The 25,140-nt window shown below is 58.5% G+C and carries 23 protein-coding genes; 11 read left to right on the top strand and 12 right to left on the bottom strand.

The genetic code is table 11. From position 1 onward, the window contains the following. Positions 1-74: 74 nt before the first annotated feature. The 6 genes from E7738_RS02190 (at position 75) to E7738_RS02165 (ending at position 6,189) form a co-directional block, all read left to right on the top strand. Entirely contained in the window at positions 75-458 is a 384-nt protein-coding gene (locus tag E7738_RS02190; RefSeq protein ID WP_278706839.1) for a CidA/LrgA family protein, read from the top strand. Continuing rightward, positions 451-1,143 carry a CidB/LrgB family autolysis modulator gene (locus E7738_RS02185; RefSeq protein WP_150058670.1) on the top strand — a complete coding sequence of 231 codons (693 nt, stop codon included), beginning with the start codon at positions 451-453 and terminating at the stop codon, positions 1,141-1,143. The genes E7738_RS02190 and E7738_RS02185 overlap by 8 nt, the downstream gene beginning before the upstream one ends. A gap of 124 nt (positions 1,144-1,267) precedes the next feature. Further along, on the top strand, positions 1,268-2,164 hold the full coding sequence (cdd, locus tag E7738_RS02180; protein ID WP_394516049.1) for a cytidine deaminase: 897 nt from the start codon (positions 1,268-1,270) through the stop codon (positions 2,162-2,164). Positions 2,165-2,322: 158 nt separating this feature from the next. Beyond that, positions 2,323-4,020: an NAD-dependent malic enzyme gene (locus E7738_RS02175; protein ID WP_021509286.1), complete on the top strand. Its 1,698-nt coding sequence runs from the start codon at positions 2,323-2,325 to the stop codon at positions 4,018-4,020. A gap of 139 nt (positions 4,021-4,159) precedes the next feature. Then, positions 4,160-4,879: an outer membrane permeability protein SanA gene (sanA, locus tag E7738_RS02170; RefSeq protein WP_104093252.1), complete on the top strand. Its 720-nt coding sequence runs from the start codon at positions 4,160-4,162 to the stop codon at positions 4,877-4,879. 182 nt (positions 4,880-5,061) lie between these two features. Beyond that, entirely contained in the window at positions 5,062-6,189 is a 1,128-nt protein-coding gene (locus E7738_RS02165) for a DDE-type integrase/transposase/recombinase (protein WP_394515596.1), read from the top strand. 178 nt (positions 6,190-6,367) lie between these two features. Here E7738_RS02165 and mglC read toward each other — a convergent pair whose 3' ends face one another. The 7 genes from mglC to E7738_RS02130 all read right to left on the bottom strand — a co-directional run bounded on the left by mglC (position 6,368) and on the right by E7738_RS02130 (position 14,610). After that, positions 6,368-7,378, bottom strand: a complete 1,011-nt coding sequence (mglC, locus tag E7738_RS02160; protein WP_021509284.1) for a galactose/methyl galactoside ABC transporter permease MglC — start codon at positions 7,376-7,378, stop codon at positions 6,368-6,370. Between the two features lie 18 nt (positions 7,379-7,396). Next, on the bottom strand, positions 7,397-8,917 hold the full coding sequence (gene mglA / locus E7738_RS02155) for a galactose/methyl galactoside ABC transporter ATP-binding protein MglA (protein WP_021509283.1): 1,521 nt from the start codon (positions 8,915-8,917) through the stop codon (positions 7,397-7,399). Positions 8,918-8,988: 71 nt separating this feature from the next. Continuing rightward, on the bottom strand, positions 8,989-9,984 hold the full coding sequence (gene mglB / locus E7738_RS02150) for a galactose/glucose ABC transporter substrate-binding protein MglB (protein WP_021509282.1): 996 nt from the start codon (positions 9,982-9,984) through the stop codon (positions 8,989-8,991). 308 nt (positions 9,985-10,292) lie between these two features. Further along, positions 10,293-11,333: an HTH-type transcriptional regulator GalS gene (galS, locus tag E7738_RS02145; protein WP_058757261.1), complete on the bottom strand. Its 1,041-nt coding sequence runs from the start codon at positions 11,331-11,333 to the stop codon at positions 10,293-10,295. 141 nt (positions 11,334-11,474) lie between these two features. After that, on the bottom strand, positions 11,475-12,635 hold the full coding sequence (gene yeiB, locus E7738_RS02140; protein WP_394516048.1) for a DUF418 domain-containing protein YeiB: 1,161 nt from the start codon (positions 12,633-12,635) through the stop codon (positions 11,475-11,477). A gap of 54 nt (positions 12,636-12,689) precedes the next feature. Further along, positions 12,690-13,355 carry a GTP cyclohydrolase I FolE gene (gene folE, locus E7738_RS02135; protein WP_021509279.1) on the bottom strand — a complete coding sequence of 222 codons (666 nt, stop codon included), beginning with the start codon at positions 13,353-13,355 and terminating at the stop codon, positions 12,690-12,692. Positions 13,356-13,479: 124 nt separating this feature from the next. Continuing rightward, a complete protein-coding gene (locus tag E7738_RS02130; RefSeq protein ID WP_394516047.1) occupies positions 13,480-14,610 on the bottom strand; it encodes a YbfB/YjiJ family MFS transporter in 1,131 nt (376 codons plus the stop codon). A 103-nt stretch (positions 14,611-14,713) separates the two neighbouring features. Between E7738_RS02130 and E7738_RS02125 the strand changes: the two genes are divergently transcribed. From E7738_RS02125 to fghA, 3 genes are read left to right on the top strand one after another with little or no spacing between them, the layout of a single operon-like run. Further along, a complete protein-coding gene (locus E7738_RS02125; protein ID WP_021509277.1) occupies positions 14,714-15,625 on the top strand; it encodes a putrescine utilization regulator PtrR in 912 nt (303 codons plus the stop codon). Between the two features lie 45 nt (positions 15,626-15,670). After that, entirely contained in the window at positions 15,671-16,795 is a 1,125-nt protein-coding gene (locus E7738_RS02120) for an S-(hydroxymethyl)glutathione dehydrogenase/class III alcohol dehydrogenase (protein ID WP_021509276.1), read from the top strand. A 12-nt stretch (positions 16,796-16,807) separates the two neighbouring features. After that, a complete protein-coding gene (gene fghA, locus E7738_RS02115; RefSeq protein WP_058775783.1) occupies positions 16,808-17,650 on the top strand; it encodes an S-formylglutathione hydrolase in 843 nt (280 codons plus the stop codon). 47 nt (positions 17,651-17,697) lie between these two features. On the opposite strand, the gene E7738_RS02110 is transcribed toward fghA, so the two are convergent. From E7738_RS02110 to E7738_RS02090, 5 genes are all read right to left on the bottom strand, one after another. Then, positions 17,698-18,486: an ABC transporter ATP-binding protein gene (locus E7738_RS02110; protein ID WP_394516046.1), complete on the bottom strand. Its 789-nt coding sequence runs from the start codon at positions 18,484-18,486 to the stop codon at positions 17,698-17,700. Next, complete coding sequence (locus E7738_RS02105) at positions 18,486-19,565, bottom strand: FecCD family ABC transporter permease (protein WP_058757255.1); 1,080 nt, start codon at positions 19,563-19,565, stop codon at positions 18,486-18,488. The genes E7738_RS02110 and E7738_RS02105 overlap by 1 nt, the downstream gene beginning before the upstream one ends. 595 nt (positions 19,566-20,160) lie before the next feature. After that, positions 20,161-21,627, bottom strand: coding sequence for an amino acid permease (locus E7738_RS02100; RefSeq protein ID WP_021509272.1), 1,467 nt, complete (start codon positions 21,625-21,627; stop codon positions 20,161-20,163). Between the two features lie 136 nt (positions 21,628-21,763). Further along, the gene (gene yieE, locus E7738_RS02095) at positions 21,764-22,630 is read right to left on the bottom strand and encodes a DNA-binding transcriptional regulator YeiE (protein ID WP_010617962.1); all 867 of its coding nucleotides are present in this window, start codon (positions 22,628-22,630) and stop codon (positions 21,764-21,766) included. A 9-nt stretch (positions 22,631-22,639) separates the two neighbouring features. Then, positions 22,640-23,017, bottom strand: a complete 378-nt coding sequence (locus E7738_RS02090; protein WP_021509270.1) for a YkvA family protein — start codon at positions 23,015-23,017, stop codon at positions 22,640-22,642. A gap of 106 nt (positions 23,018-23,123) precedes the next feature. On the opposite strand from E7738_RS02090, the gene E7738_RS02085 reads away from it, so the two are divergent. Continuing rightward, positions 23,124-24,170: a YeiH family putative sulfate export transporter gene (locus E7738_RS02085; RefSeq protein WP_125309752.1), complete on the top strand. Its 1,047-nt coding sequence runs from the start codon at positions 23,124-23,126 to the stop codon at positions 24,168-24,170. Positions 24,171-24,226: 56 nt separating this feature from the next. Continuing rightward, positions 24,227-25,072, top strand: a complete 846-nt coding sequence (nfo, locus tag E7738_RS02080; protein ID WP_058775787.1) for a deoxyribonuclease IV — start codon at positions 24,227-24,229, stop codon at positions 25,070-25,072. Positions 25,073-25,140 lie beyond the last annotated feature (68 nt).

Below are 25,140 nucleotides of genomic sequence, written 5' to 3'. Positions count from 1 at the left end.
GCATTCCAGTGTGATCGCTAGCACGCTAAGCGCTTAATGCGTATGATGAAGCGCCACGAAAACAGGAGCCTGACATGCCCACCGTGCTATCTGCCTGCTGGCGCTATCTGCGCGCCTTTGCCATCGTCTATGCCGCGCTGTATGCCGGCAACGGCCTTACCGCCCTGCTGCCATTCACCATTCCCGGCAGCATCCTTGGCATGCTGTTGCTGTTTGCCCTGCTGGCGCTGCAGATTATCCCGGTAACGTGGGTGAAACCCGGCTGTCAGCTGTTGATCCGCTACATGGCGCTGCTGTTTGTACCGATCAGCGTTGGCGTGATGGGCTACACCGATATCCTCAGCGCACAGTTTGGCCCGATTGTCGTCTCCTGCATGGTCAGCACCCTGCTGGTATTACTGATTGTCGGCCTGAGCGCCGAGCGCCTGCAGCGTCCGAAGGAGTCTGGCCATGAGTGACGCCTGGTGGTCACTGCCGCTTACTGTGGTGGCGTATCTGCTGGCACGCCGTCTGGCAGCCAGAATCAACCTCTCCATCGTCAACCCGCTGCTGGTAGCCATGGCGATCATTATTCCACTGCTGCTGCTGACGCACCTGCCCTACGCGCGCTATTTCGCCGGCAGCGCGCTGCTTAATCAGCTGCTGCAGCCCGCCGTGGTGGCGCTGGCGCTGCCGCTGTATGAGCAGATGCACCAGATTCGCGCGCGCTGGAAAACCATCATCAGCGTCTGTTTTATCGGCAGCATTACCGCCATGGTGTCCGGCACGGCGATCGCGCTGTGGATGGGAGCGACGCCGGAAATCGCGGCCACCATCCTGCCGAAGTCGGTGACCACGCCCATCGCCATGGCAGTGTCTGGCTCGCTACACGGTATTCCGGCCATCAGCGCCATTTGCGTGTTGATTGCTGGCGTACTGGGTGCGGTGTTTGGTCACATGCTGCTGAATCTGTTTAAAGTGCGCAGCAAGTCCTCACGCGGACTGGCGATTGGCAACGCGTCACATGCGCTCGGCACCGCGCGCGCCGCGGAGATTGACTATCAGGAAGGCGCTTTCAGCTCACTGGCGCTGGTAATCTGCGGCATCATCACTTCGTTACTGGCGCCCTTCATTTTTCCTTTGCTGATGCGCTGGCTGGGGTAAAACTTGCGAGAGATCTCGCAAAGTTGAAACAAGCCAATCAGCTTGCATTGTCATAGCGACATGGATCACATATAAACCTTGAGGCGGCGCTTCGCCGCTCACGAGTAAATGAGGCCATAACATCATGCATGCACGATTCACTTCCGCTTTCTCTGCCCTGCCCGCTGCGCTGCAGAGCGCGCTCCAGCCGCTGCTGGACGCCGCTGATTTTCACGGCGTGCTGCGACCGCAGGAGGTGACTCAGCTGCAACAGGCAACCGGTCTGGATGATGATGCGCTGGCACTCGCACTGCTGCCGATTGCCGCCTGTTGTGCCGTGGCACCGGTTTCGCACTTTAACGTGGGCGCTATTGCGCGCGGCATCAGTGGCCACTGGTATTTCGGTGCCAACATGGAGTTTTTACATGCGCCGCTGCAGCAAACGGTCCACGCCGAGCAGAGCGCAGTCACGCATGCCTGGCTGCGGGGCGAAGCGCAGCTGGCGACCATCACCGTCAACTACACGCCGTGCGGACACTGCCGCCAGTTTATGAATGAACTCAATAGCGGTACGGCGATTCGCATCAGCCTGCCGGGCCGCGCGGTCAGCACGCTGGCCGACTATTTACCCGATGCCTTTGGCCCGGCCGATCTCAATATCAGCGAACGGCTGCTGACCCCCGTCGACCACGGTTTCCTGCCGCAGGGCGATGTGCTGCAGCAGGCCGCGATTGATGCCGCCAGCCGCAGCCACGCACCCTACAGCCAGAGTTATAGCGGCGTGGCGTTGCAGAGCCGCAGCGGCCAGATTTACACCGGGCGCTATGCCGAAAATGCCGCCTTTAATCCGAGCCTGCCGCCATTACAGGCCGCGCTGATTCTGATGAATATGCACAACGAAGCGATGGAGGAGATTCAGCAGGCGGTGCTGGCAGAAAGCGCCGACGCCACGCTGAGCCAGTTTGATGCCACCCGCACCACCCTCGCCGCGCTCGGCTGCAGCAATTTCTCAGTTACTTTAGTTTCGAAACCAACAGTTTAGTGATCCTTTTACCGCTTTTGTGACCTTCTATTAACAAAAGCTGTACATCTGCAGGAATTTTCATAGGATCGGGCGCCAGAACTTCACAATAAACGGGTCTGGCGTTACCTTCTTGCTGGCGACACGTCAGAAAACACTGCAACCGGAGCAAACACTGCATGGAACTCGAGTACGAAAGTAAACGTCCGCTGTATATTCCTTACGCGGGTCCGATCCTGCTGGAATTTCCGCTGTTGAACAAAGGCAGCGCCTTCTCGCTGGAAGAACGTAACGAATTTAACCTCAATGGCCTGCTGCCAGACGCCGTAGAAACCATCGAAGAGCAGGCCGAGCGCGCCTGGCGTCAGTTCCTGGACTTCAAAAACAATAACGACAAGCACGTCTACCTGCGCAACATCCAGGACACCAACGAAACGCTATTCTATCGCCTGCTGGACAACCACCTGGAAGAGATGATGCCGATCATCTACACCCCAACGGTTGGCGCGGCCTGCGAGCACTTCTCAGAAATTTACCGTCGCGCGCGCGGGGTGTTTATCTCCTACAACAACCGCGACCGCATTGAAGACATGCTGCAAAACGCCACCAAGCAGAATGTCAAAGTCATCGTGGTCACCGACGGCGAGCGTATTCTCGGCCTCGGCGACCTGGGCATTGGCGGCATGGGCATTCCTATCGGTAAGCTGTCGCTGTACACCGCGTGTGGTGGCATCAGCCCGGCCTACACCCTGCCGGTGGTGCTGGATGTCGGCACCAATAATCAGCAACTGCTCAACGATCCGCTCTACATGGGCTGGCGTCATCCGCGCATCACTGGCGAAGAGTACGAAGCCTTCGTTGATGAATTCATTCAGGCGGTGAAGCGCCGCTGGCCAAACGTGCTGCTGCAGTTTGAAGATTTCGCGCAGAAAAACGCCATGCCGCTGCTGGAGCGTTACCGCGATGAGATCTGCTGCTTCAATGATGATATTCAGGGCACGGCCGCTGTCACGGTGGGCACGCTGATCGCCGCCAGCCGCGCTGCAGGCAGCCGTCTGTGCGAGCAGAAAGTGGTGTTCCTCGGTGCCGGTTCCGCCGGCTGCGGTATCGCCGAGCAGATCGTCGCACAGATGAAATCTGAAGGCCTGAGCGATGATGAAGCGCGCGCGCGCGTGATGATGGTAGACCGTTTCGGCCTGCTCACTGACAAATTGCCTAACCTGCTCGATTTCCAGAGCAAGCTGGTGCAGAAGAGCGACAATCTGAAAGACTGGGACGTCACCAGCGATTCGATTTCACTGCTCGACGTGGTGCGCAATGCCCGGCCGGATATCCTGATCGGCGTTTCCGGCCAGCCGGGACTGTTCACCGAAGAGATCATTCGCGAGATGCACAAGCACTGCAAACGCCCGATCGTGATGCCGCTCTCGAACCCGACCTCACGCGTGGAAGCGACCCCGGCTGATATCATCGCCTGGACCGACGGTGACGCGCTGGTCGCCACCGGCAGCCCGTTTGCACCGGTCACCTGGAAAGGCAAAACCTACCCGATTGCCCAGTGCAACAACTCCTATATCTTCCCGGGTATCGGTCTCGGCGTTATCGCTGCCGGTGCCACCCGCGTAACGGATTCGATGCTGATGACCGCCAGCCGCGCGCTGGCTGACTGCTCACCGCTGGTTAACGACGGTGAAGGTCCGGTGCTGCCAGAGATTAAGGACATCCAGGGCGTCTCCAAAGTGATCGCCATGGAAGTGGGCAAAGCGGCGCAGCTGGCGGGCGTAGCGGTGGTCACCTCCGAGGACGTGCTGTCGAAAGCCATCAACAACAACTTCTGGCTGCCGCAGTATCGTCACTACCGCCGTACCTCGATTTAATTGCCAACCGACGCTGCCGCACGCTTCAGGTGCGGCAGCGCTTAAAAAAACGCCAGCCGACCGGCGCGAACTTGCTTAGCCGTGCCGCCTCAAGTAGCCTTGACCCATCTGAATTTTCGTCAACCGAGTGCCCGTGCGCATACTTAAACGCGTTTTCTTTGGTCTGTTTATCATCATCTTACTGGTGATGGCGACCGCGCTCGGCCTCGATCGCTGGATTAGCTGGCGAACCGCGCCGTTTATTTATGAAGATGTCGCTTCGCTGCCGCATCGCCAGGTCGGCGTGGTGCTGGGCACCGCCAAGTATTACCGCACCGGCGTCATCAATCAGTATTACCTGTATCGCATTCAGGGCGCGCTCAACGCTTACAACAGCGGCAAGGTGAATTATCTGCTGCTGAGCGGCGATAATGCGCTGCAGAGCTACAACGAGCCGATGACCATGCGACGCGATTTAATCAAAGCCGGCGTCGATCCCTCGGACATCGTGCTGGATTATGCCGGTTTCCGTACGCTGGATTCGATTGTGCGCACGCGCAAAGTCTTCGACACCAACGACTTCATCATCATTACCCAGCGCTTCCACTGTGAACGCGCACTGTATATCGCCCAGCATCTGGGCATTCAGGCGCAGTGCTACGCCGTGCCGTCGCCCAAGAATATGCTGTCGGTGCGGTTCCGCGAGGTGGGTGCGCGTCTCGGTGCGCTGGCGGATCTCTATCTGATGAAGCGCGAGCCGCGTTTCCTTGGCCCGCTGGTGCCGATTCCGGCGGTGCATGAAGTGCCGGAAGATGCCCAGAGCTACCCGGCGGTCACACCGGAGCAGTTGCTCGAGCTGGAAGAGAAGCTGCGGAAATAATCGGCGAGAGGCCAGCAGCCGGATCTGACGTTGGCGAGTTAAGCAGGATCGCGGCGATGCTGCCGGTGCGCATCAAGGTACAAACCGGCCACATGGGTAACACTTTAGACCGGGCACATGGGTAACAGTTATAAACGGCATAGCAGAGGAGACTCACTATGCCCTGGACTGAGACTGTTACCATGCAACGCCTTGAATTCATCCTCGCCTGCCAGGCAGGCGGGGAATCCATGACGCAGCTGTGTCACCGCCACGGCATCAGCCGCAAAACCGGCTACAAGTGGCTCAGCCGCTTTAACCCCGGCGAGCTCTCCTCGCTTGAAAATCTCTCCCGCGCCCGCCATCTCCAGCCCGATAAAATCGCCCCCGACATCGCCGCGCGCCTTGTTCAGTTCCGCCAGCAGCACCCCGACTGGGGGCCAAAAAAAATCCGCCACTGGTTCCTCAGCAACGGCGCTGACTTCATCGTGCCCGCCGCCAGCACCATCGGCGACCTGCTGAAGGCGGCGGGAATGGTGCAGCCGCGGACGCCGCGTAAGCGAACGCCGGGCAACCTGCGCAGTCTCACGACACCCGTGAGGAATAACCACGTCTGGAGCGCTGATTTTAAAGGGCGCTTCCGCCTGAAAGACGGCAGCTGGTGCCGCCCCTTCACGCTCACCGATAACCACAGCCGCTACCTGCTGTCCTGCGAGCCGGGCACGTCGGAGACCACGGTGTTCGTGCGCGGCTGCATGGAAAAGGCCTTCCTGGAAGGCGGGCTGCCCGACGTTATCCGCACCGACAACGGCTCGCCCTTCGTTGCGCCGGGCATCCTCGCGCTGACGCAGCTGAGCGTGTGGCTGATAAAACTGGGGATACAGCCGGAAAGAACCGCACCGGGCTGTCCGGGGCAGAACGCCCGCCACGAGCGGATGCACCGGTCGCTGAAGGTCGCCATGAGCCATCACGACGTCTTTGGCTCGCTGCCAGAGCAGCAGGCGTGGTGCAGCGGATGGCGGAACGAGTTCAATCAGGAAAAGCCGCATGAGGCACACGGGCAGCAGCCGCCCGCAAAAATATGGACGCCTTCAGCGCGGAAATGGAACGGAAAAGTGCCGGAGGTGGGTTATCCGGAGGGGGCGAAGCTGTACAAAGTCGGTGAAAAAGGCGACCTGAGGCTGAACGGGCGGACCTTCCTGAGCGCAGCGTTACGGGGCGAGTACGTGCGGTTCCTGGAAGTGGACGACGGCATTGACGTCATCCTCTTCGACAGGCTCATCCTTGCGTATTATGACCGGGCAGAAAAGCGTATTATCCGGATCGACTGACCACAAAAAGTGTTACCTGTGTGCCCGGTCTGATCTGTTACCCATGTGCCCGGTCGTACCTCAATGCGCACCCTACAAAATACCGGCCATCCCCTGCAAGTCTCACCGCTATTCTCAATGTGCAAAAAAACAACGAGGGCCGCGTTGCCGCAGCCCTGATGGTTGACCTTGTTCTCTGCTATTTCTTACGCGCGTATTTCAGCGAATCAAGCGCCACGGCGAAGATGATGATGCCGCCCTTGATGATGTACTGCCAGTACGGGTTCACGCCGATGTAGGTCAGACCGTAGTTGATGACAGTGAAGATGATCACACCGGTCACCACACCCGCGACGGTACCTACCCCGCCAGCGAACGACACGCCACCCACCACGCAGGCCGCAATCGCATCCAGCTCATACATAAAGCCGAGGTTGTTAGTGGCGCTGCCGATACGGCCCGCTTCCAGCATCCCGCCGAAGGCATAGAACACGCCGGACAGCGCATATACCAGGATCAGGTTAAGCGGAACGTTAACACCGGAGACTTTCGCCGCTTCCGGGTTACCGCCGATAGCAAAAATGTTTTTGCCGAAGCGGGTTTTATTCCACAGGATCCAGACGAACACGATAGCGATAATCGCGTAGAAGGTGATAAACGACAGCTTGAAGTCGCCGAAGCGCAGGAAGCCCTGGGCAAACTTCGAGAAGCCAGCGTCAAATCCGGCAATCGGTGAAGCGCCCACGAAGTCGTAGTACAGCGAGTTGATGCCGTAAACGATGATCATGGTGCCCAGCGTGGTGATAAACGGCGTCACCTTCAGGTAAGCGATGATCACGCCGTTAACCAGACCAATCACGCCACCGATGATGCACACGGTCAGAATCACCAGCGGAATCGGCACGGTTTCCAGATGCGGGAACACCTTGTTGGCGTTATCCATCGACTGCAGCAGCGTTGCCGCCACCACCGCCGCCAGACCCACCTGGCGCCCCGCCGACAGGTCGGTGCCCTGGGTCACGATCAGACCGGCTACGCCGAGGGCGATAATAATACGGACCGATGACTGAGTCAGAATGTTACTCAGGTTCATCAGGCTTAAAAAGGTCGGATCCTGGAAAATAATAATCGCCAGCAGTACCAACAGGACAACATAAATGCCGCCCTCTTTTAACCAGGTTAGCGCATTCTTTTTAGTAGTCGCTTTCATGTTAAAGCCCTTGCTTCATTAAAGGTGTAATGACGCTAAACGCAGGATTTCATTCTGCGAGGTCGTTTTAGTATCGACAATGCCCGCTACCTGACCATTACTCATTACCAAAATACGGTCGGTAATGCCCAGCAGCTCTGGCATTTCAGAAGAGATAATAATGATGCCCTTTTCTTTTTTCGCCAGCTCCGAGATCAGCTGATAAATCTCGAATTTAGCGCCGACGTCAATACCGCGCGTCGGTTCATCAAGCATCAGTATTTCCGGCTGCGTCAATAACCAGCGACCAATAATGACTTTTTGCTGGTTACCGCCGGAGAGCGATCCAATTTGGGTATGATGGCCGGGTGTTTTCACCCGCATGGCATCAATGACCCACTGGGTATCGCTTTTCATGCGTTTATTATCCAGCAGACCCATACTGGATTTATATTTCTTGATATTAGAAATGAGCGAGTTAAAACCAATATCCAGGTAGGCATAAATCCCGGTGGAACGCCGCTCTTCCGTTACCAGCGCAAAACCATGGTTGATGGCTTCGTTGGCGCTGTGGTTATTAATCGCTTTACCGTGCAGCTTAATGGTGCCGCCCGACTTCTCACGGATACCAAATAAGGTTTCCACAATGTCAGTACGCTTGGCGCCCACCAGGCCGGCAATCCCGAGAATCTCGCCTTTGTGCAGGTCAAACGAGATATCACGGATCGATGGCTGGCGCAGCGAGGTCAGGTTGCGCACCTCCAGAATCACTTCACCCGGCACGTTAGTTTTGTCCGGGAAGCGCTGGTTGAGCGAACGGCCGACCATCATGGCGATGATCTTGTCCATGTCCAGCCCTTCCAGCGGCTGAGTGGCAATCCACTGGCCGTCACGCAGAATGGTGATCTCATCGCACAGCTGGAAAATCTCTTCCATTTTATGCGAAATATAAACAATACCGCAGCCGCGATCTTTCAGCTTACGGATAATGGTGAACAGGTGGTTAACTTCTTTTTCGGTCAGCGATGACGTGGGCTCATCCATAATGACGATTTTCGCGTCATAGGAAAACGCCTTGGCGATTTCAATCATCTGCATTTGCGATACCGAAAGCGTCGCGACTTTATCACGCGGATCGATATCAATATCTAATTCATCAAAGATCGCTTTGGTATCACGATACATTTTATCCTGATCGACAAACGGACCTTTGCGCGGATAGCGCCCCAGCCACATGTTGTCCATCACGTTGCGCTGCAGCACCAGGTTTAATTCCTGATGCACCATTGAAACGCCATTTTCCAGCGCCTCTTTGGAGGATTTGTAATCTATTTCCTCACCCTGAAACAGGATGCTCCCCGTATCCTTTTTATAAATCCCAAACAGGCATTTTAATAAAGTGGATTTTCCGGCGCCGTTTTCACCCATTAAGGCATGGACGGAGTGCGGCCGCACTTTTAAATTCACATTATCTAAGGCTTTCACCCCTGGAAATGATTTCGAGACATTCGTCATCTCCAGCAGATATTCTCGCTGTGTGGTCGGATTCTCACTGGCCATAATTTACCTGGCTAAAAAAAGCGTTGGTCAGATGCAATAAGGCGCGGCAGAAAAGCCGCGCCCGGGACGAATTACTTCACAAACTGCGACAGGTTTTCTTTATCAACCGGTACGTACGGTACACGTACTACTTTGCCATCCATCTTGAAGTTGGTACCTGCGGTTGGCTCTTTGCCATTGGCCAGGTTGTTAGCAATGTCCAGCGTAGCTTTCGCCTGGTTTTCCGCATCGTTCAGCACGGTACCGGCCATCGCACCGGATTTCACCAGCGCCAGCGCTTCTGGCAGGGCGTCAACACCAAACACCGGAATGCTGGTTTTGTTGTGCGCCTTCAGCGCTTCAACCGCACCCATCGCCATCGCATCGTTGTTCGCGATGATTACTTCAATTTTGTTGGCGTTCGGGCCAGACAGCCAGGCGTCGACTTTGTCTTTCGCCTGCGCGGTATCCCACATTGCGGTATCCATCGCCAGCTGCTGGGTTTTGATGCCGTCTTTATTCAGGGTTTCGATAACGTATTTGGTACGCGCTTCGGCATCCGGATGGCCCGGTTCACCTTTCAGCAGCACGAACTGAATCTGACCGTCTTTGTTCAGATCCCAGGCTGGCGTGGCTTTCCAGTGTTTCTCGATCAGCTCACCCTGCTTGATGCCGGACTCTTTGGAGTCGGTACCGACATAGTAAGCTTTGTCGTAGCTGGCCAGCACTTTCGCGTTAGGCTCTTTGTTGAAGAACACCACCGGCACGTCGTTCGAGCGCGCTTTGTCGATCACCACTGCCGCAGCAGCCGGATCCACCAGGTTGATGGCCAGCGCTTTCACGCCTTTTGCCATCAGCACGTCAATCTGGTCGTTCTGTTTGGATTGGTCGTTCTGTGAGTCGTTCATCAGCAGCTGAATGCCGCCAACGGCTTTCGCCTCTTTTTCGATGTCCTTGCGCACCATCGACATGAAGTTGTCGTCATATTTATAAATTGTCACGCCAATGCGGGTATCGGCGGCGTGCGCAGTTGCACCAAACATCATGCTGGCAACCAGTGCTGTGAGCGTGAAAACCTTCTTATTCATGGTATCTCCGGTTTTTTTATGCAGGGTATTTCATCGCGCCGTATTGCCTGCGGGCAGACAGCGCAGTCGGTTGAAACGCTATTTTTTATGGGGCAGGCGCTGCTACCAAGCCGGACCACCATCGCTATCCTGACTTCCCTGTAGGTAAACGCTTCCTGAAGTGTGTTGTGAACCATTTCAATCGGCTACTGAAACCAGACCGGGGAAGGAAAGCCCGGCGTTACATAATGTTTCAGTCCGGTAAGACGCTGCCATCATAGTGAGCGCCATGTTAATTAACTGTGAATACAATCACAGATTGGAAACGGTTACACGGCGCTATCGCCTGAATTAGTGACCGACTCCACAATTTGCCGCTGCGCCACTGAATGGCGCCGCACCAGCGTAGGCATGAAGCAGTGCGCGGCGTGCGGATCGAGCGTGCCTGCTGCGCCCTGCAGGGCCAGCTCAGTCGCCAGTTTCGCCATAGAAACAATGGGATAGCGCACTGTGGTCAATTGCGGGTCGGTATAACGGGAAATGGGGATGTCATCGAAGCCGATGACAGAGAAATGCTGCGGTACCTGAATACCATTATCTTTCAGCGCGGTGAGCGCACCGGCCGCCATGCCATCGTTATAGGAGAACACCGCAGTGAGGTGCAGATTGCGCCCCAGCAGTTCCACCATCGCGGCTTCACCGCCCTGCATGTCCGGTTCGGCATGCGCAATCCAGCCCTCCGGCGGGCGGATGCCCTGCTCTGCCAGTGCCTGCAGCCAGCCGTCGCGGCGCTGCGCCACGTCCTCAATCGGATGGCTGGAGCTGAGGTAACCAATGCGCTGATGGCCCTGCTGTAACAGCATGCGCGTCGCTACCTGCGCCCCGGTAACATTGTCGAGGCAGACGCAGCGGTGCTCGTAACCGGGAATAGTACGATTAATCAGTACCATACCGGGAACCTGATCCATAAACTGCGCCAGCTCCGCGTCTGTAAGCGTTTTCGCGTGCACCACTAGCGCGTTGCAGCGCTGGCGGATCAGCACCTCAATGGCATGGCGTTCTTTCTCTTCCTGATGCCACGAATTGCTGATGAGCACATGCTTGTGCATGCGCTGCGCCACGGTATCCACCGCTTTAACCAGCGCACCAAAGAAGGGATCGGAAACGTCCATGACCACCACGCCGATGGTATCGCTCACCTGGGTAGCCAGCGCCTGCGCGTTAGCATTCGGCCGGTAGCCGAGCGATTCAACCGCCTGCAGCACGGCTTCGCGGGTATCAGAGGTGACTGCACTGCTGTTATTGAGCACCCGCGACACGGTGGCAACGGAAACCCCGGCCTGACGGGCGACATCACGAATCGTTATCATGCAGTTGTTCCACAGAGGAGAAAATGCGCGACTGGCGCGTAACGGCGCTATTCTGTCAGGGCATCGGAAACAGCTGCGTGAATTACGTCACACGGATGAAAACGGTTACATACAATTATGCAACCTTTGTGATGAACATCATTATCTGCCAGCGGACGCGTTGTCCGCTTTTCCGGCGGCGAGCTGCGTCAGCCGGCGCCAGAGCCACTCCATCGGTCCCTGCGGGAAGACGCGCAGCCACAGCACGGAGAACAGAATATTGATCAGCCAGATGGCCGGTACAAAAGCCAGTAGTTGCAGGCGGTCAAATTTGAGGAACAGATCGAAGCGGTAGAACAGCGTGGTGCAGATCAGCGTCTGCAGCAGATAATTGCTCAGCGCCATGCGCCCGACGCACTGAATGGCGTAACTGAACCGCGTGGCGGCGATGGCCGGCCAGTAACCAAGACAGAGTGCAGCGTAGCCAAGGCTGATAAACGGACTGGCGAGATCGCGTGGCACCTGCAGGAAAAAGCCGCTCCAGCGAAATTCCCACTGTAGCAGCCATTGCGCCAGCACGCCGGGTATGGCAATCAGCCAGCCGATAGTCAGTAACAGCGCCGCCGCGCGTCGGTAGTGTTGCAGACTAAACTGGCCGCTCAGCCAGCCGCTGCGCATCAGCGCGGCACCGATCAGCATCAGCCCGGCCAGCTGCCAGCCATACTGCGAAGCCAGCGCCATCAGGCCAGATGACAGGTGTTCGAGGCGGTTCTGCACCGCTTCCCAGCCACCGACCAGTTTCCAGTAGCTCTCATACTCCAGATCTGCCGCGCCCGGCAGCCATGAGCGCGTCGGCTGCGGACTGGAGATGACGCCAAACACCAGCAGCACGGCACAGCCCACCAGATAGAGCAGCACCCCGGTATGTAATAGCGCCCGCTCCGACGGCACGTCACGCAGCATGCGCCAGACAATCAACCCAATCAGGCCATAATCCAGCAGGATGTCGCCTTCCCACAGGAACACCGCATGGATGAACCCGATGAAGACCAGCAGCGTTAAGCGCGAGGAGATCCAGCGGCTACCGCGCGGCACCTGCAGTGCCAGTCCGGCACCAAACAGCAGCGCAAACAGCGTCAGAAATTTTAGCTGCGCCAGGCCATCCATGATTGCCCAGGTCCAGGCATCAGAAACGGAGGCTTCACCCTGCCAGGCCGGATTGAGATAGGCCGCCGAGGGCAGACCAAAGCCGACAATATTCAGCAGCAATATGCCGAGAATGGCGCAACCACGAATGAAATCCAGCGCGAGATAGCGTTGCATCGAGTGCCCTGACGGTGAGAGGAACACGGGCGACAACGACGCCGCCCGCGCTGCTTAGCTGTGGCGTACCGCGCGCAGGAACTCCTGACGCGTGTTCTGGCTCGATTTGAACAATCCGCCGAGTGAAGTGGTGGTGGTCGCGCTGGTCGCATCTTTGACGCCGCGCGCTTTCACGCAGTAGTGCACCGCATCGATCGACACCGCCACGTTATTGGTGCCCAGCAGGGTTTGCAGCGCCACCAGCACCTGCTGGGTCAAACGCTCCTGCACCTGCGGACGCTGGGCGAAGAACTGTACGATACGGTTGATCTTCGACAGGCCAATTACCTTGTCTTTAGGGATATAGGCCACGGTGGCTTTGCCGTCGATGATCACGAAGTGGTGTTCACAGGTGCTGGTCAGGGTGATATCACGCACGGTAACCATTTCGTCCACCTTCATCTTGTTTTCGATGACGGTGATTTTCGGGAAGTTGGCGTAATCCAGACCTGAAAAGATTTCGTCGACGTACATCTTGGCGATGCGGTGCGGCGTCTCCATCAGGCTGTCGTCTTCCAGGTCCAGATTCAGCAGCTGCATAATCTGGGTCATGTGGCCGGCGATCTCACGCTTGCGTGACGCGTCGTCCATGTCGCGCACCGGGGCGCGTAATGGCGTTTCCAGGCCACGCGCCAGCAGTGCTTCGTGAACCAGGGCGGCTTCCTGACTTAAGGTGCTCATCGTACTCTTCTCCGGCAGGTGATGCGCCCGCAGGTCTGCGCCTGCGGGGGGAATTCTGAGCGCGTATTGTGAAACACAACGCGCGCTTAATCCAGCAATCAATCCGATTGGAAATGAAAGCGTTTCAGGTGGACGATCGCCGCATCACCAGCGCCCCCGCCAGCAGCAAACCGCCGCCGGCCACCCACAGCGCCGGATCGAGCCTGTGCCATAGCAGGCTGGAAATCCAGGACAGCAGCGGCCCACCGAGCTGTCCGATGGCATAACCGGTCGTGAGCAGGCCGGCGAGATAGCGCGCGTGGTGCGGCGCCAGCTCCCGGCTGTACTGCAGCGACAGCTGCACCACGCAGAGAAAGCCGCCGCCAATCAGCAGCGCTGCCAGCAGCAGACCGTTGATGCCCGGCAGTACGATGGCGGCGATCACGCCCAGCGCCTGCGCCCACAGCACCAGCGCCAGCCGCCGATGGCTGCTGCCCCAGTGGCGCGTCACGATCCCCAGCACGATGCCGATCACCGCCGCCCCGCCAAACACCGGCCAGACAAACTGCGCAAAAGCGCTATCAGGGAAGCGCGCCGCCGCCATTTGCGACAGGAAGGTGGCGGGCAGAATATAGCCAAAGCCGGCGAGGCTGTAGCTGAGGATCAGGCGCTTCAGGTCACGCGTCAGCAGCAGCGGTGCGGCGGCCTGTTGCGGACGATGCAGCTGTCCGCTGCGCGGCAGGAAGCGCGCAATTGCGGCAATCAGCAGCAGCGCCAGCACACCGTACGCCGCCCAGGCAAACGCCGCGCTCACGCCGCTGGCGTGCAGCAGTACCGCCAGCATGCCGCTGATGAAGATGCCGGTGCCGGGACCGGCAAACACCGCTGCCGACAGGCCCGGCCGGCCGTGATGCAGCAGTTGCTCATTGCTCCATGCTGCCACCAGCACCATTGCCCAGCCGCTGGCGACGCCGATCAGGAAACGCACCACCGCATGCAGCCACGGCCCGCTGATACAGGCGGACAGCAACGTCAGCGCGACGGCACCCCAGACGCCCAGCTGCAGCCGCCACTCCACGCGCCGCTGCGCGCGCATCGCGTCAAACGATCCGGCCAGATAACCGAGATAGTTCAGCGCCGCGACCAGGCTGGCGCTGGCGAGCGTGAGCTGACCGTCGTGAATCATCAGTGGCACCTGCGGGGTAAACGCAAATCGCCCAATCCCCATTGCAACCACTAAACTTAAAAACGCGCTAAGCGCGACTCGCCACGCCATTCTGACTCCGGATCGATTGGATTATCACTTGTCAGCAGCATGCATGACGTTTAGACTCACGAAAAGTGAATAATATTAACCAAGTTGTTTACGAGAAGAGAATATGGATTTAGTACAGCTCCGCATGTTCTGTTCCGTGGCCGAAACCGGCTCACTGGCGCGCGCCGCCGAAATGCTGCATCGCGTGCCGTCTAATCTCACCACGCGACTGCGACAGCTGGAAGAAGAAATCGGCGTCGATCTGTTTATTCGTGAGAAGCAGCGCATTCGTTTGTCGCCGATGGGCCACAATTTCCTCAATTATGCGCAGCGTATTCTGGCGTTGAGCGACGAGGCGCTGAACATGGCGCGCGCCGGTGAACCCGGTGGTAACTTTGCCTTCGGTTCGATGGAGAGCACCGCCGCCACCCGCCTGCCGGGATTGCTGGCCGCCTATCATCAGCGCTTCCCCAACGTCGCGCTGTCGCTGGTGACCGGCACCTCAGGCGATATCATCGATAAAGTGCGCGCCGGCACGCTGGCGGCGGCGCTGGTGGACGGTCCGGCCAGTCATGATGACCTGAATGGCTGCATCGCCTTTCGTGAAGAGATGGTGCTGATCACCAGCCTCGAACACGCGCCGATTCTCAGCGCCCGCGATACGCAGGGCGATACGCTGTTTGCCTTTGGCAACAGCTGCTCGTACCGCACCCGGCTGGAGTCCTGGTATCGCGACAGCCAGAGCGCACCGCACAGCGTTATGGAGATTCAGTCTTATCACGCCATGGTCGCCTGCGTAGCCGGCGGCGGCGGCGTGGCGATGATTCCCGCCTCGGTGCTGGCGCAGATGCCGGCCCGCGCGCGCGTGCAGCAGCACAGCCTGCCGCCGACCTGGCGCGACACGGCCACCTGGCTGATGTGGCGCCGCGACGCCTTTACGCCCAACGTTGAGGCGCTGAAGTATCTGATTATTGAAATGTTTGATGACCGCCCGCTCAACGATGAACTGCTGCATCCGCTGCAGGCCGCTGAGTAAGCGTTATTTTTTATCCAATCACGACATCACAGGAAGAGGGATTGCATGAACATGATTAAAACCCGCGCGGCCGTGGCCTGGGCTGCTGGCGAACCGCTGAAGATTGAAGAAGTGGATCTGATGCCGCCACAGAAAGGGGAAGTGCTGGTGCGCATCGTGGCCACCGGCGTGTGCCATACCGATGCTTACACCCTGTCAGGTAAAGATCCGGAAGGCGTATTCCCGGCGATCCTCGGTCACGAAGGTGGCGGCGTGGTTGAAGCGGTGGGCGAAGGCGTTACCAGCGTGGCGGTCGGCGATCACGTGATCCCGCTGTACACGCCAGAGTGCGGCAAGTGTAAATTCTGTCTCTCCGGCAAAACCAACCTGTGTCAGGCAATCCGCACCACGCAGGGCAAAGGGCTGATGCCCGACGGCACCACCCGCTTCTTTAAAGACGGCAAGCCGATCTTCCATTACATGGGCACCTCGACCTTCTCTGAGTACACCGTTGTACCGGAAATCTCCCTGGCGAAAATCAGCAAAGAAGCGCCGCTGGAAGAAGTGTGCCTGCTCGGCTGTGGCGTGACCACCGGCATGGGCGCGGTGATGAATACCGCCAAAGTGAAAGAAGGCGACACCGTGGCGATTTTCGGCCTCGGCGGTATTGGCCTGTCGGCGATCATTGGGGCGAAAATGGCCAAGGCCGGTCGCATCATCGGTATTGATATCAACACCAGCAAGTTTGACCTGGCGCGCAAACTGGGCGCAACCGACCTGGTTAATCCGAAAGATTTTGCTAAGCCAATTCAGGAGGTTATCGTTGAGATGACCGACGGCGGCGTGGACTTCTCGTTTGAGTGTATCGGTAACGTCAACGTGATGCGTTCCGCGCTGGAGTGCTGCCATAAAGGCTGGGGCGAATCAGTGATTATCGGCGTTGCCGGTGCCGGCGAAGAGATTTCTACCCGGCCGTTCCAGCTGGTTACCGGTCGCGTATGGCGCGGGTCGGCGTTTGGCGGCGTGAAAGGACGCACCCAGCTGCCGGGCATCGTGCAGGATTACCTCGACGGTAAGTTTGCGCTGAATGATTTCATCACCCACACCATGCCGCTGGAAGAGATCAACGAGGCATTTGAGCTGATGCATGAAGGCAAATCGATCCGTTCCGTGGTGCATTTTAATAAGTAAGCAGGAGGCGATATGGCATCCACTCTGGAGCTGCTGGAAGAACACCGTATTTTTGGCGGCTGGCAGCAGCGCTGGCGTCATCAGTCCGCCGTGCTCAACTGCCCGATGACGTTCAGCATTTTTCTGCCACCGCCGCGCGACGACGCGCCACCGCCGGTGGTGTGGTTTCTCGCCGGGCTGACCTGCAACGATGAGAACTTCACCACCAAAGCCGGTGCGCAGCGCGTGGCGGCCGAACTCGGTCTGGTGCTGATTATGCCGGACACCAGCCCGCGCGGCGATGCAGTGGCCAATGACAGCGGGTACGATCTGGGCCAGGGTGCCGGGTTTTATCTCAATGCCACGCAGCAACCGTGGGCGGCACATTATCGCATGTTCGATTATCTCAGCGAGGAGCTGCCGGCACTGGTGGCGGATAACTTCAAGCTGAGCGATCGCCAGTCGGTAATGGGGCATTCGATGGGCGGCCACGGCGCGCTGGTGCTGGCGCTGCGCCTCGGCGGGCGCTTTGCGTCGACGTCCGCGTTTGCACCAATCGTCAACCCGAGCGAAGTGCCGTGGGGACAGAAAGCCTTTGCCGCCTATCTGGGCGACGATCGCCAGACGTGGCGCGAGTGGGATAGCTGCCTGCTGATGCAGAACGCTGAACATCGCCTGCCGGTGCTGATCGATCAGGGCGATAGCGATCAGTTCCTCGCCGATCAGCTACGCCCGGAGCGGCTGGAAGCAGTGGCGCGCGAGCAGAACTTCCCGCTGGAGCTGCGTATCCAGCCGGGTTATGACCACAGCTACTTCTTTATCGCCAGCTTTGTGGAGGACCATCTGCGGTTCCACGCGCAGCATTTACTGGCGTAGTGCACTTCTCTGCCCCTCTGATGCTGAGGGGCAGAACGTGTCTGGCGTCAGGCCAGTGATTCCGCCACCAGCCCATCAATCATTACCTGCGGCATGCCCTGTGAGCAGTGCTCAATGCGGCCGCGCAAGCCATACACCTGTGCCAGCGTCTCCGGCGTAATCACCTGCGACGGCACGCCGTCGGCCAGCAGTTGCCCCTGCTTCAGCATCAGCGCATGATCGGCATGACGCAGCGCGATATTGATATCATGCACCACCACCACCGTCACCATGTTGCGCAGCCGGGTTTCGCGCCGCACCAAATCCATTACGTGGAACTGATAATTCAAATCCAGCGCGCTGAGCGGTTCATCCAGCAGCAGCAGTTCCGGACGGCGAATCAGCGACTGCGCCAGCCCGACCAGCTGCTTCTGGCCGCCGGACAGCTGATCGAGATAACGCATCGCCAGATGGGCAATGCCCAGCTGCTCCAGCAGGTGCATGATCTCCGCTTCACTGGCGGCGCTGTGTAATCCACCGGAGGCACGCTGCGCCACGATGATCGACTCCAGCACGTGCAGATGCACACCGGCTGGCAGCGTCTGCGGCAGATAGACCACGCGCTGCGCGCGCCGGGCAAACGGCTGGCTCATCAGCTCTTCGCCATTGAGCCACAGCTCGCCCTGCCCTTTGCTCAGACCGGCCAGCGCGCGCAGCAGCGTCGATTTGCCGCAGCCGTTGGGCCCCAGCAGCACGGTGATTTTGCCGCGTGGCAGCTGCGTGACATTGAGATCGTCGATAACGTTCCGCTTCGGGTAACCGGCGTAAAAGTGGCTGACGCGTAAGCCCTGCTCCATCACACTGTCCCCCGATGCCGCAGAATAATGCTGAGAAAGAACGGCACGCCCACCAGCGAGGTGACGATGCCGACCGGAATGATGACGCCGGGAATGAGGTTTTTCGAGGCCACCGACGCCAGCGATAGCACCAGCGCGCCGGTCAGCGCACTGGCCGGCAGATAGTAGCGGTGATCTTCACCAAACATCATGCGCGCAATGTGCGGCGCGACCAGGCCGATAAAGCCGATCGGGCCGACGAATGCCACCGCCAGCGCCGAGAGAATGCTGATGCGCAACAGCGTCGCCAGCCGCAGACGCCGCACATCAATGCCGAAGCTCACCGCGCGATCTTCACCAAGGCGCAACGCCGTGAGTTTCCAGCTGCTGAGCATCGAGAACGGCAGCAGGATGGCAAAGGCGGCACTCAGCACGCCCAGTTTTTCCCATGAGGCACGCGCCAGACTGCCCATGGTCCAGAACACCAGGCCCTGCAGCGTATCTTCGCTGGCGATGAACTGCATCATCGAAACCAGGGCGTTAAAGGTGAACACCAGCGCGATGCCAAACAGCACCACGCCGGAGGTTGAGACTTTGGTCCAGCGCGTGATGCCATCCAGCATCAGCGCGGCAAACAAGGCGAAGACAAAGGCATTGGCGGAGATCAGCCACTGGTCCGGCACGCCGGGAATACCAATGCCGAGAATGATCGCCAGCGCGGCACCAAACGCCGCTGCCGACGAGACGCCGAGCGTAAACGGGCTGGCCAGCGGGTTATTGAGGATGGTCTGCATTTCTGCACCGGCGAGGCCGAGTGAGAAGCCGACCACCACCGCCATCAGCGCATACGGCAGACGGATGTCCCAGACGATCACGCGCGTGCCAGCGTCCACCGCTGCGGGATGGAGCAGCGTTTGCCACAGCGTGTCGAGCGTCAGGCCGGCCGGGCCAAGGGTGAAATCGAGGATAACTGAAGCGAGGATCGCCAGCACCAGCACACCAATCAGCAGCAGTCGCTGACGCAGAACCTGACGATAACGGGTCAGGGTATCGGCTTCGGTGCCATGTTCCGCCACCAGCGCGGAGTCCGTACTACGCATTGTTCTACCTGTTTCCTGTCGCCTTATAACGGCTGCCACAATAGAGCAGGTGATAATAATTATCAATGCTGTCTCTGTAACAAAGCCCGAATGGTTTGCGCCAGGTTTGCATAGCGTAATAAATCGCAAAAAAACGCGGCCGCGGCCGCGTTGTCATGCAATGCTGCCTGTTTGCCAGCGCAATAAATTGCGCCGCTACAGAGGGTTGCACCGATTTGTAGCGGCACGATGCATCGCGAAAAAACGCCACCAGGCCGCGTTGTCAGGCATTACTGCCTGTTTACCAGCGCAATAAATTGCGCCGCTACAGAGGGTTGCACCGATTTGTAGCGGCGCGATTCATCGCGCAAAACGCCCCAAGGCAGCGTTGTCAGGCATTACTGCCTGTTTGCCAGCGCAATAAATTGCGCCGCTACAGAGGGTTACACCGATTTGTAGCGGCGCGATTCATCGCGCAAAAACGCCTCCAGGCCGCGTTGTCGGGCACTACTGCCTGTTTGCCAGCGCAATAAATTGCGCCGCAACAGAGGGTTGCACCGATTTGTAGCGGCGCGATTCATCGCGCAAAAACGCGTCAAGGCCGCGTTGTCAGGCATTACTGCTTAAAGGAAGGGAATTCCATCTCGCTGTATTTCACGAAGCGGGTGCCGCGCGTCAGCTTATAGCCCAGCCAGATCACCAGGAACAGCGGAATGCCGATATAGGTTGCGGCTACGCCGTACCAGTCGATGCGATCGGCGAGAAATGCCTGATAATTCTGCCCCAGCGTAATGATCAGACACAGCGCGAACGCAAACATCGGACCCAGCGGGAAGAAGCCGGAGCGGTAAGGCAGATCGGCCAGATTCAGCCCCTGTGCCACATAGCCGCGGCGGAAGCGATAATGGCTGATAGCAATGCCGAGCCAGGCGATAAAGCCGGTCATCCCTGAGGTATTCAGCAGCCACAGGTACACTTCCTGATTGCCAAATTTCGAGGTCAGGAAGCACAGCGCTGCCACCACCGTGGTCGCCAGCAGGGCATTGCGCGGTACGCCGCCTTTCGACAGTTTCGCAAAAATGCGCGGTGCCTTGCCTTCCTGCGCCAGGTTAAACAGCATACGCGTTGAGGCGTACATGCCGGAGTTACCCGCCGACAGCACCGCCGTCAGGATCACCGCGTTCATCACCGCCGCCGCGGACAGCAGACCGGCATTCTGGAACACCAGCGTGAACGGGCTGACGCTGATATCGGTGACATCGTTATGCAACAGCTGCGGATCGGTATACGGCAGAATCAGGCTGATGATCAGGATCGCGAACACATAGAACAGCAGAATACGCCAGAACACCTGGCGCACCGCGCGCGGGATATTCTTCGCCGGGTCTTCTGATTCACCGGCGGCAATCCCGATCAGTTCGGTGCCCTGGAAAGAGAAGCCGACAATCATCGCCACGCCAATCATCGCCGCAAACCCGCCGGCAAACGGCGCATCTCCCACCGTCCAGTTGTGCCAGCCTGCATTTTCTGCGCCACGCAGGATGCCGGTAATCATCAGCACACCGACCACAATAAAAATGATAACGGTGGCGACTTTGATCAGTGAGAACCAGTATTCCGCCTCACCGAAGCCTTTGACCGAAATATAGTTGAGCAGGAACATCAGACCGAGGAACAGCGCGCTCCAGATCCAGCCCGGCGTGTCCGGGAACCAGTAGTTCATCACCAGCTGTGAGGCGACGAGGTCAACGGCGATGGTCACCGCCCAGTTGTACCAGTAGTTCCAGCCCAGCGCGAAGCCAAAGCCCTCTTCGACATATTTGGCGCCGTAGGTGGCAAAGGAACCGGAGACCGGCATAAACGCCGCAAGTTCGCCGAGGCTGGTCATCAGGAAGTAGACCATCAGGCCGATCAGCGCGTAGGAGAGTAACGCACCGCCAGGACCCGCCTGAGAGATAGTGGCACCCGAGGCGACAAACAGGCCGGTGCCGATAGAACCGCCAATGGCGATCATGGTGAGATGGCGCGCTTTTAATTCACGGCGCAGCCCAGGTTGTTGTGTTGTTTTTGAGTCATTATGCATGTGTAAACGCTATGCTGGATAAAAATAAGGCGCGATTGTAGCAGCAAAGCCTGCACTGTATAGCATTCGCCTCGGGTTATTAGTTACCTTCATAATCGGCCGGGAATTATTAGCCACAGCACAGGGCACACCGCAGCTATTCCCGGCAATAGGCGAGGAAGCGGCTCAGCGCTTTCGACAGATGTTTCTGCCGGTGATGGATGCGATACAGGGTGCGCGTCAGGCGCGGCAGGGGCACCGGCACTTCCGTCAGCGTGCCCGCCTCCAGCAAATCGGCAATCACCCGGCGCGATAAGCAGCTGATGCCCATGCCGTGGCGCACCGCGTGTTTAATCGCCTCCGAGTTGCCCAACTCCATCCCCAGCTGAAACTGCGGCAGGTGCGACAGCAGCAGGTAATCGACAATCTCACGCGTACCGGAACCACGCTCGCGCAGGATCCACGGCGCAGCGGCCAGCGTCTCCAGCGTCACCGGCTGCTGTAACAGCGGCGCATCCGGCGCGGCGAACACCACCAGTTCATCTTCCAGCCACGGTTCGCTGATGATATCCGGCTCATGGCACGGCCCTTCAATCAGGCCGATATCGACGCGAAAATCAGCCACCGCATTGATGGCGTCCTGGCTGTTGCCGACGCTCAGCTCCAGCGGCAGCGTGGGAAAATCACGGCGATACGCGGCGATCATCCCCGGCAGCAGATAGTTGCCGATGGTGCTGCTGGCAAACAGGCGAATCGCTCCGTTGTCCTCTTTAAACAGCTGTTCGATCTCAATCGCCTGCTCCAGCAGCCCGACCGCACGCGGATAGAGCAGCCGGCCGTGCTCGTTGAGCACCAGCCGTTTGCCGACGCGGTCAAACAGCTGCACGCCGAGCTGACTTTCCAGATCGGCCAGGGCCGCGCTGACCGCCGACTGCGAAAGCGCCAGCACCTGTGAGGCCTGCGTGGTGGAGCCGCTTTTCAGCACCTCGGTAAACACTTCAATCTGACGCAGCGTAATGTGCATGCGTGCTCCTTACATGGCGTACCGCTTCACCAGATAGATCACCACCGCCAGCCAGATCAGCAGCATCAGAATCAGGCCGCTCCAGCTGACGATCTTTTTGCCGCGCGCCCGTTGCACCTCGGCGCGTTCGGCGCTGCTGATGCGCACGTCGCGCGGCAGCAGACGCAGCAGGACCATCACGCCAAGCGGGATGATAATCGCGTCATCCAGCAGGCCAATAATCGGGATGAAGTCCGGAATCAGATCGATGGGGCTGAGCGCATAAGCGACGATGCCAAACGCCAGCAGCTTAAACCACCACGGCGTACGCGGATCGCGACAGGCAAACCACAGCGTCAGCACGTCCCGTTTGATGAGCTTCGCCCAGCGGCGCAAGCGCATGAACATTGTTGCCCTTCCTTATCACTTATTCCGGTTGATTATAAATATATTATCAATTTCACTTTTAAGCCAGCCAGGCGCACGCTAAAGCCTCACTGAGGAGAAGCGTATTATGGCTGAACTAAGCGTCAACAAAACCCCTTTTCATGTTCATCGCTGGCTGCCGGGACTGCTGCTGACCGCCGCCATCGCCGCAGGTGCCGCGTGGCTGGCCAGTCAGCCGTGGCTGGCGGGCGCGGGATTCGGCGCGCTGACGCTGGCCATCATTATCGGCATCGTGCTGGGTAATAGCCTGTATCCCCGCGTTGCGACCCCGTGCGACAGTGGGGTGCTGCTGGCCAAACAGCGACTGCTGCGACTCGGCATCATTCTTTACGGCTTCCGCATCACCGTGCAGCAGATCGCCGATGTCGGCGTCAGCGGCGTGCTGATTGATGTGCTGGTGCTAAGCTCAACCTTTCTGATCACCTGCCTGATCGGCATCCGTGTACTGAAAATGGATCGCGAAACCGTGTGGCTGATTGGTGCCGGCAGCAGCATTTGCGGTGCGGCAGCGGTGCTGGCAAGTGAACCGGTGATAAAAGCCGCACCTTCGAAAGTGGCGGTCGCGGTGGCCACCGTGGTGCTGTTTGGCACCGTCGGCATTGTGCTGTACCCGTTTCTCTGGACGCTGTTGCCGCAGGTCAGCGCGCAGCACTTTGGCGTCTTTACCGGCTCGACGCTGCACGAAGTGGCGCAGGTAGTGGCGGCCGGCCATGCAATGGGCGCGGAAACGGAGAACACGGCAGTCATCGCCAAGATGCTGCGGGTGATGATGCTGGCACCGTTTCTGCTGATCCTAGGCAGCTGGCTGCAGCGCCAGCGCAGCCACCAGCGTCAGGCACAGCAGCCGATCCGCTTTCCGTGGTTTGCCCTGTTGTTTATTGTGGTGGCGCTGTTTAACTCGCTGCATCTGCTGCCACCGCCGGTGGTAGCGGGACTGAATCAGCTGGCGAATCTGCTGCTGGCGATGGCGATGGCGGCGCTGGGCTTAACCACCCGTTTCGGCGCGCTGAAGCAGGCGGGCGTCAAACCGCTGCTGCTTGGTCTGCTGATGTTTATCTGGCTGATTCTCGGCGGCGGCGCACTGAATGTGCTGGTGCAACATTTCATGGCGTAAGCGCATCCGCTATCATGGGCGTTTTGCATCAGCAATCGCCCATTCAGGAGAGCGGCATGAAATATATCGGCGCACACGTAAGCGCATCCGGCGGCGTAGACCAGGCAGTGATCCGTGCCCATGAAATCGAAGCCACAGCCTTTGCGCTGTTCACTAAAAATCAGCGCCAGTGGAAAGCCGCGCCGCTCTCTGCGCAGGTGATCGACGCTTTTAAAACCGCCTGCGATCAGTACAACTTCAGCGCCGCGCAAATCCTGCCGCACGACAGCTATCTGATTAACCTCGGCCACCCGGTGATGGACGCGCTGGAGAAATCACGCGAGGCGTTTATCGATGAGATGCAGCGCGCCGAACAGCTTGGTCTGACGCTGCTCAACTTCCATCCCGGCAGCCACCTGCAGCAGATTGATGAAGATGCCTGCCTGAAGCGCATCGCCGAGTCGATCAACATTGCGCTGGATAAAACCCACAACGTGGTAGCGGTGATTGAGAATACCGCCGGTCAGGGCAGCAACCTCGGTTTCCGCTTTGAACACCTCGCGGCGATTATTGACCACGTCGAGGATAAATCGCGCGTCGGCGTATGCATCGACACCTGCCACGCCTTCGCTGGCGGATATGATTTACGCAGCGAAGCTGCCTGTGAAGCCACCTTTGCCGAGTTTGAGCGCGTGGTGGGCTTTCAGTATCTGCGCGGTATGCACCTCAACGATGCTAAAAGTACGCTCGGCAGCCGCGTGGATCGCCATCACAGCCTCGGCGAGGGCAACATTGGCAAGACCGCGTTTAGCTGGCTAATGAAGGATGCGCGTTTTGACGGTATCCCGATGATTCTTGAAACCATCAATCCGGATATCTGGAAGGATGAAATTGCCTGGCTGAAGGCCGAGCAGCAGGCGTAACGGGTTTCACCGGGGCCTGTCGCCAATAAAAAAAGGGAGCCGCGGCTCCCTTTGTTGTTCCTGGCTGC

It is taken from the genome of Pantoea sp. SGAir0430 (assembly GCF_043549295.1).
This window is presented reverse-complemented; position numbering and strand designations above follow the sequence as displayed.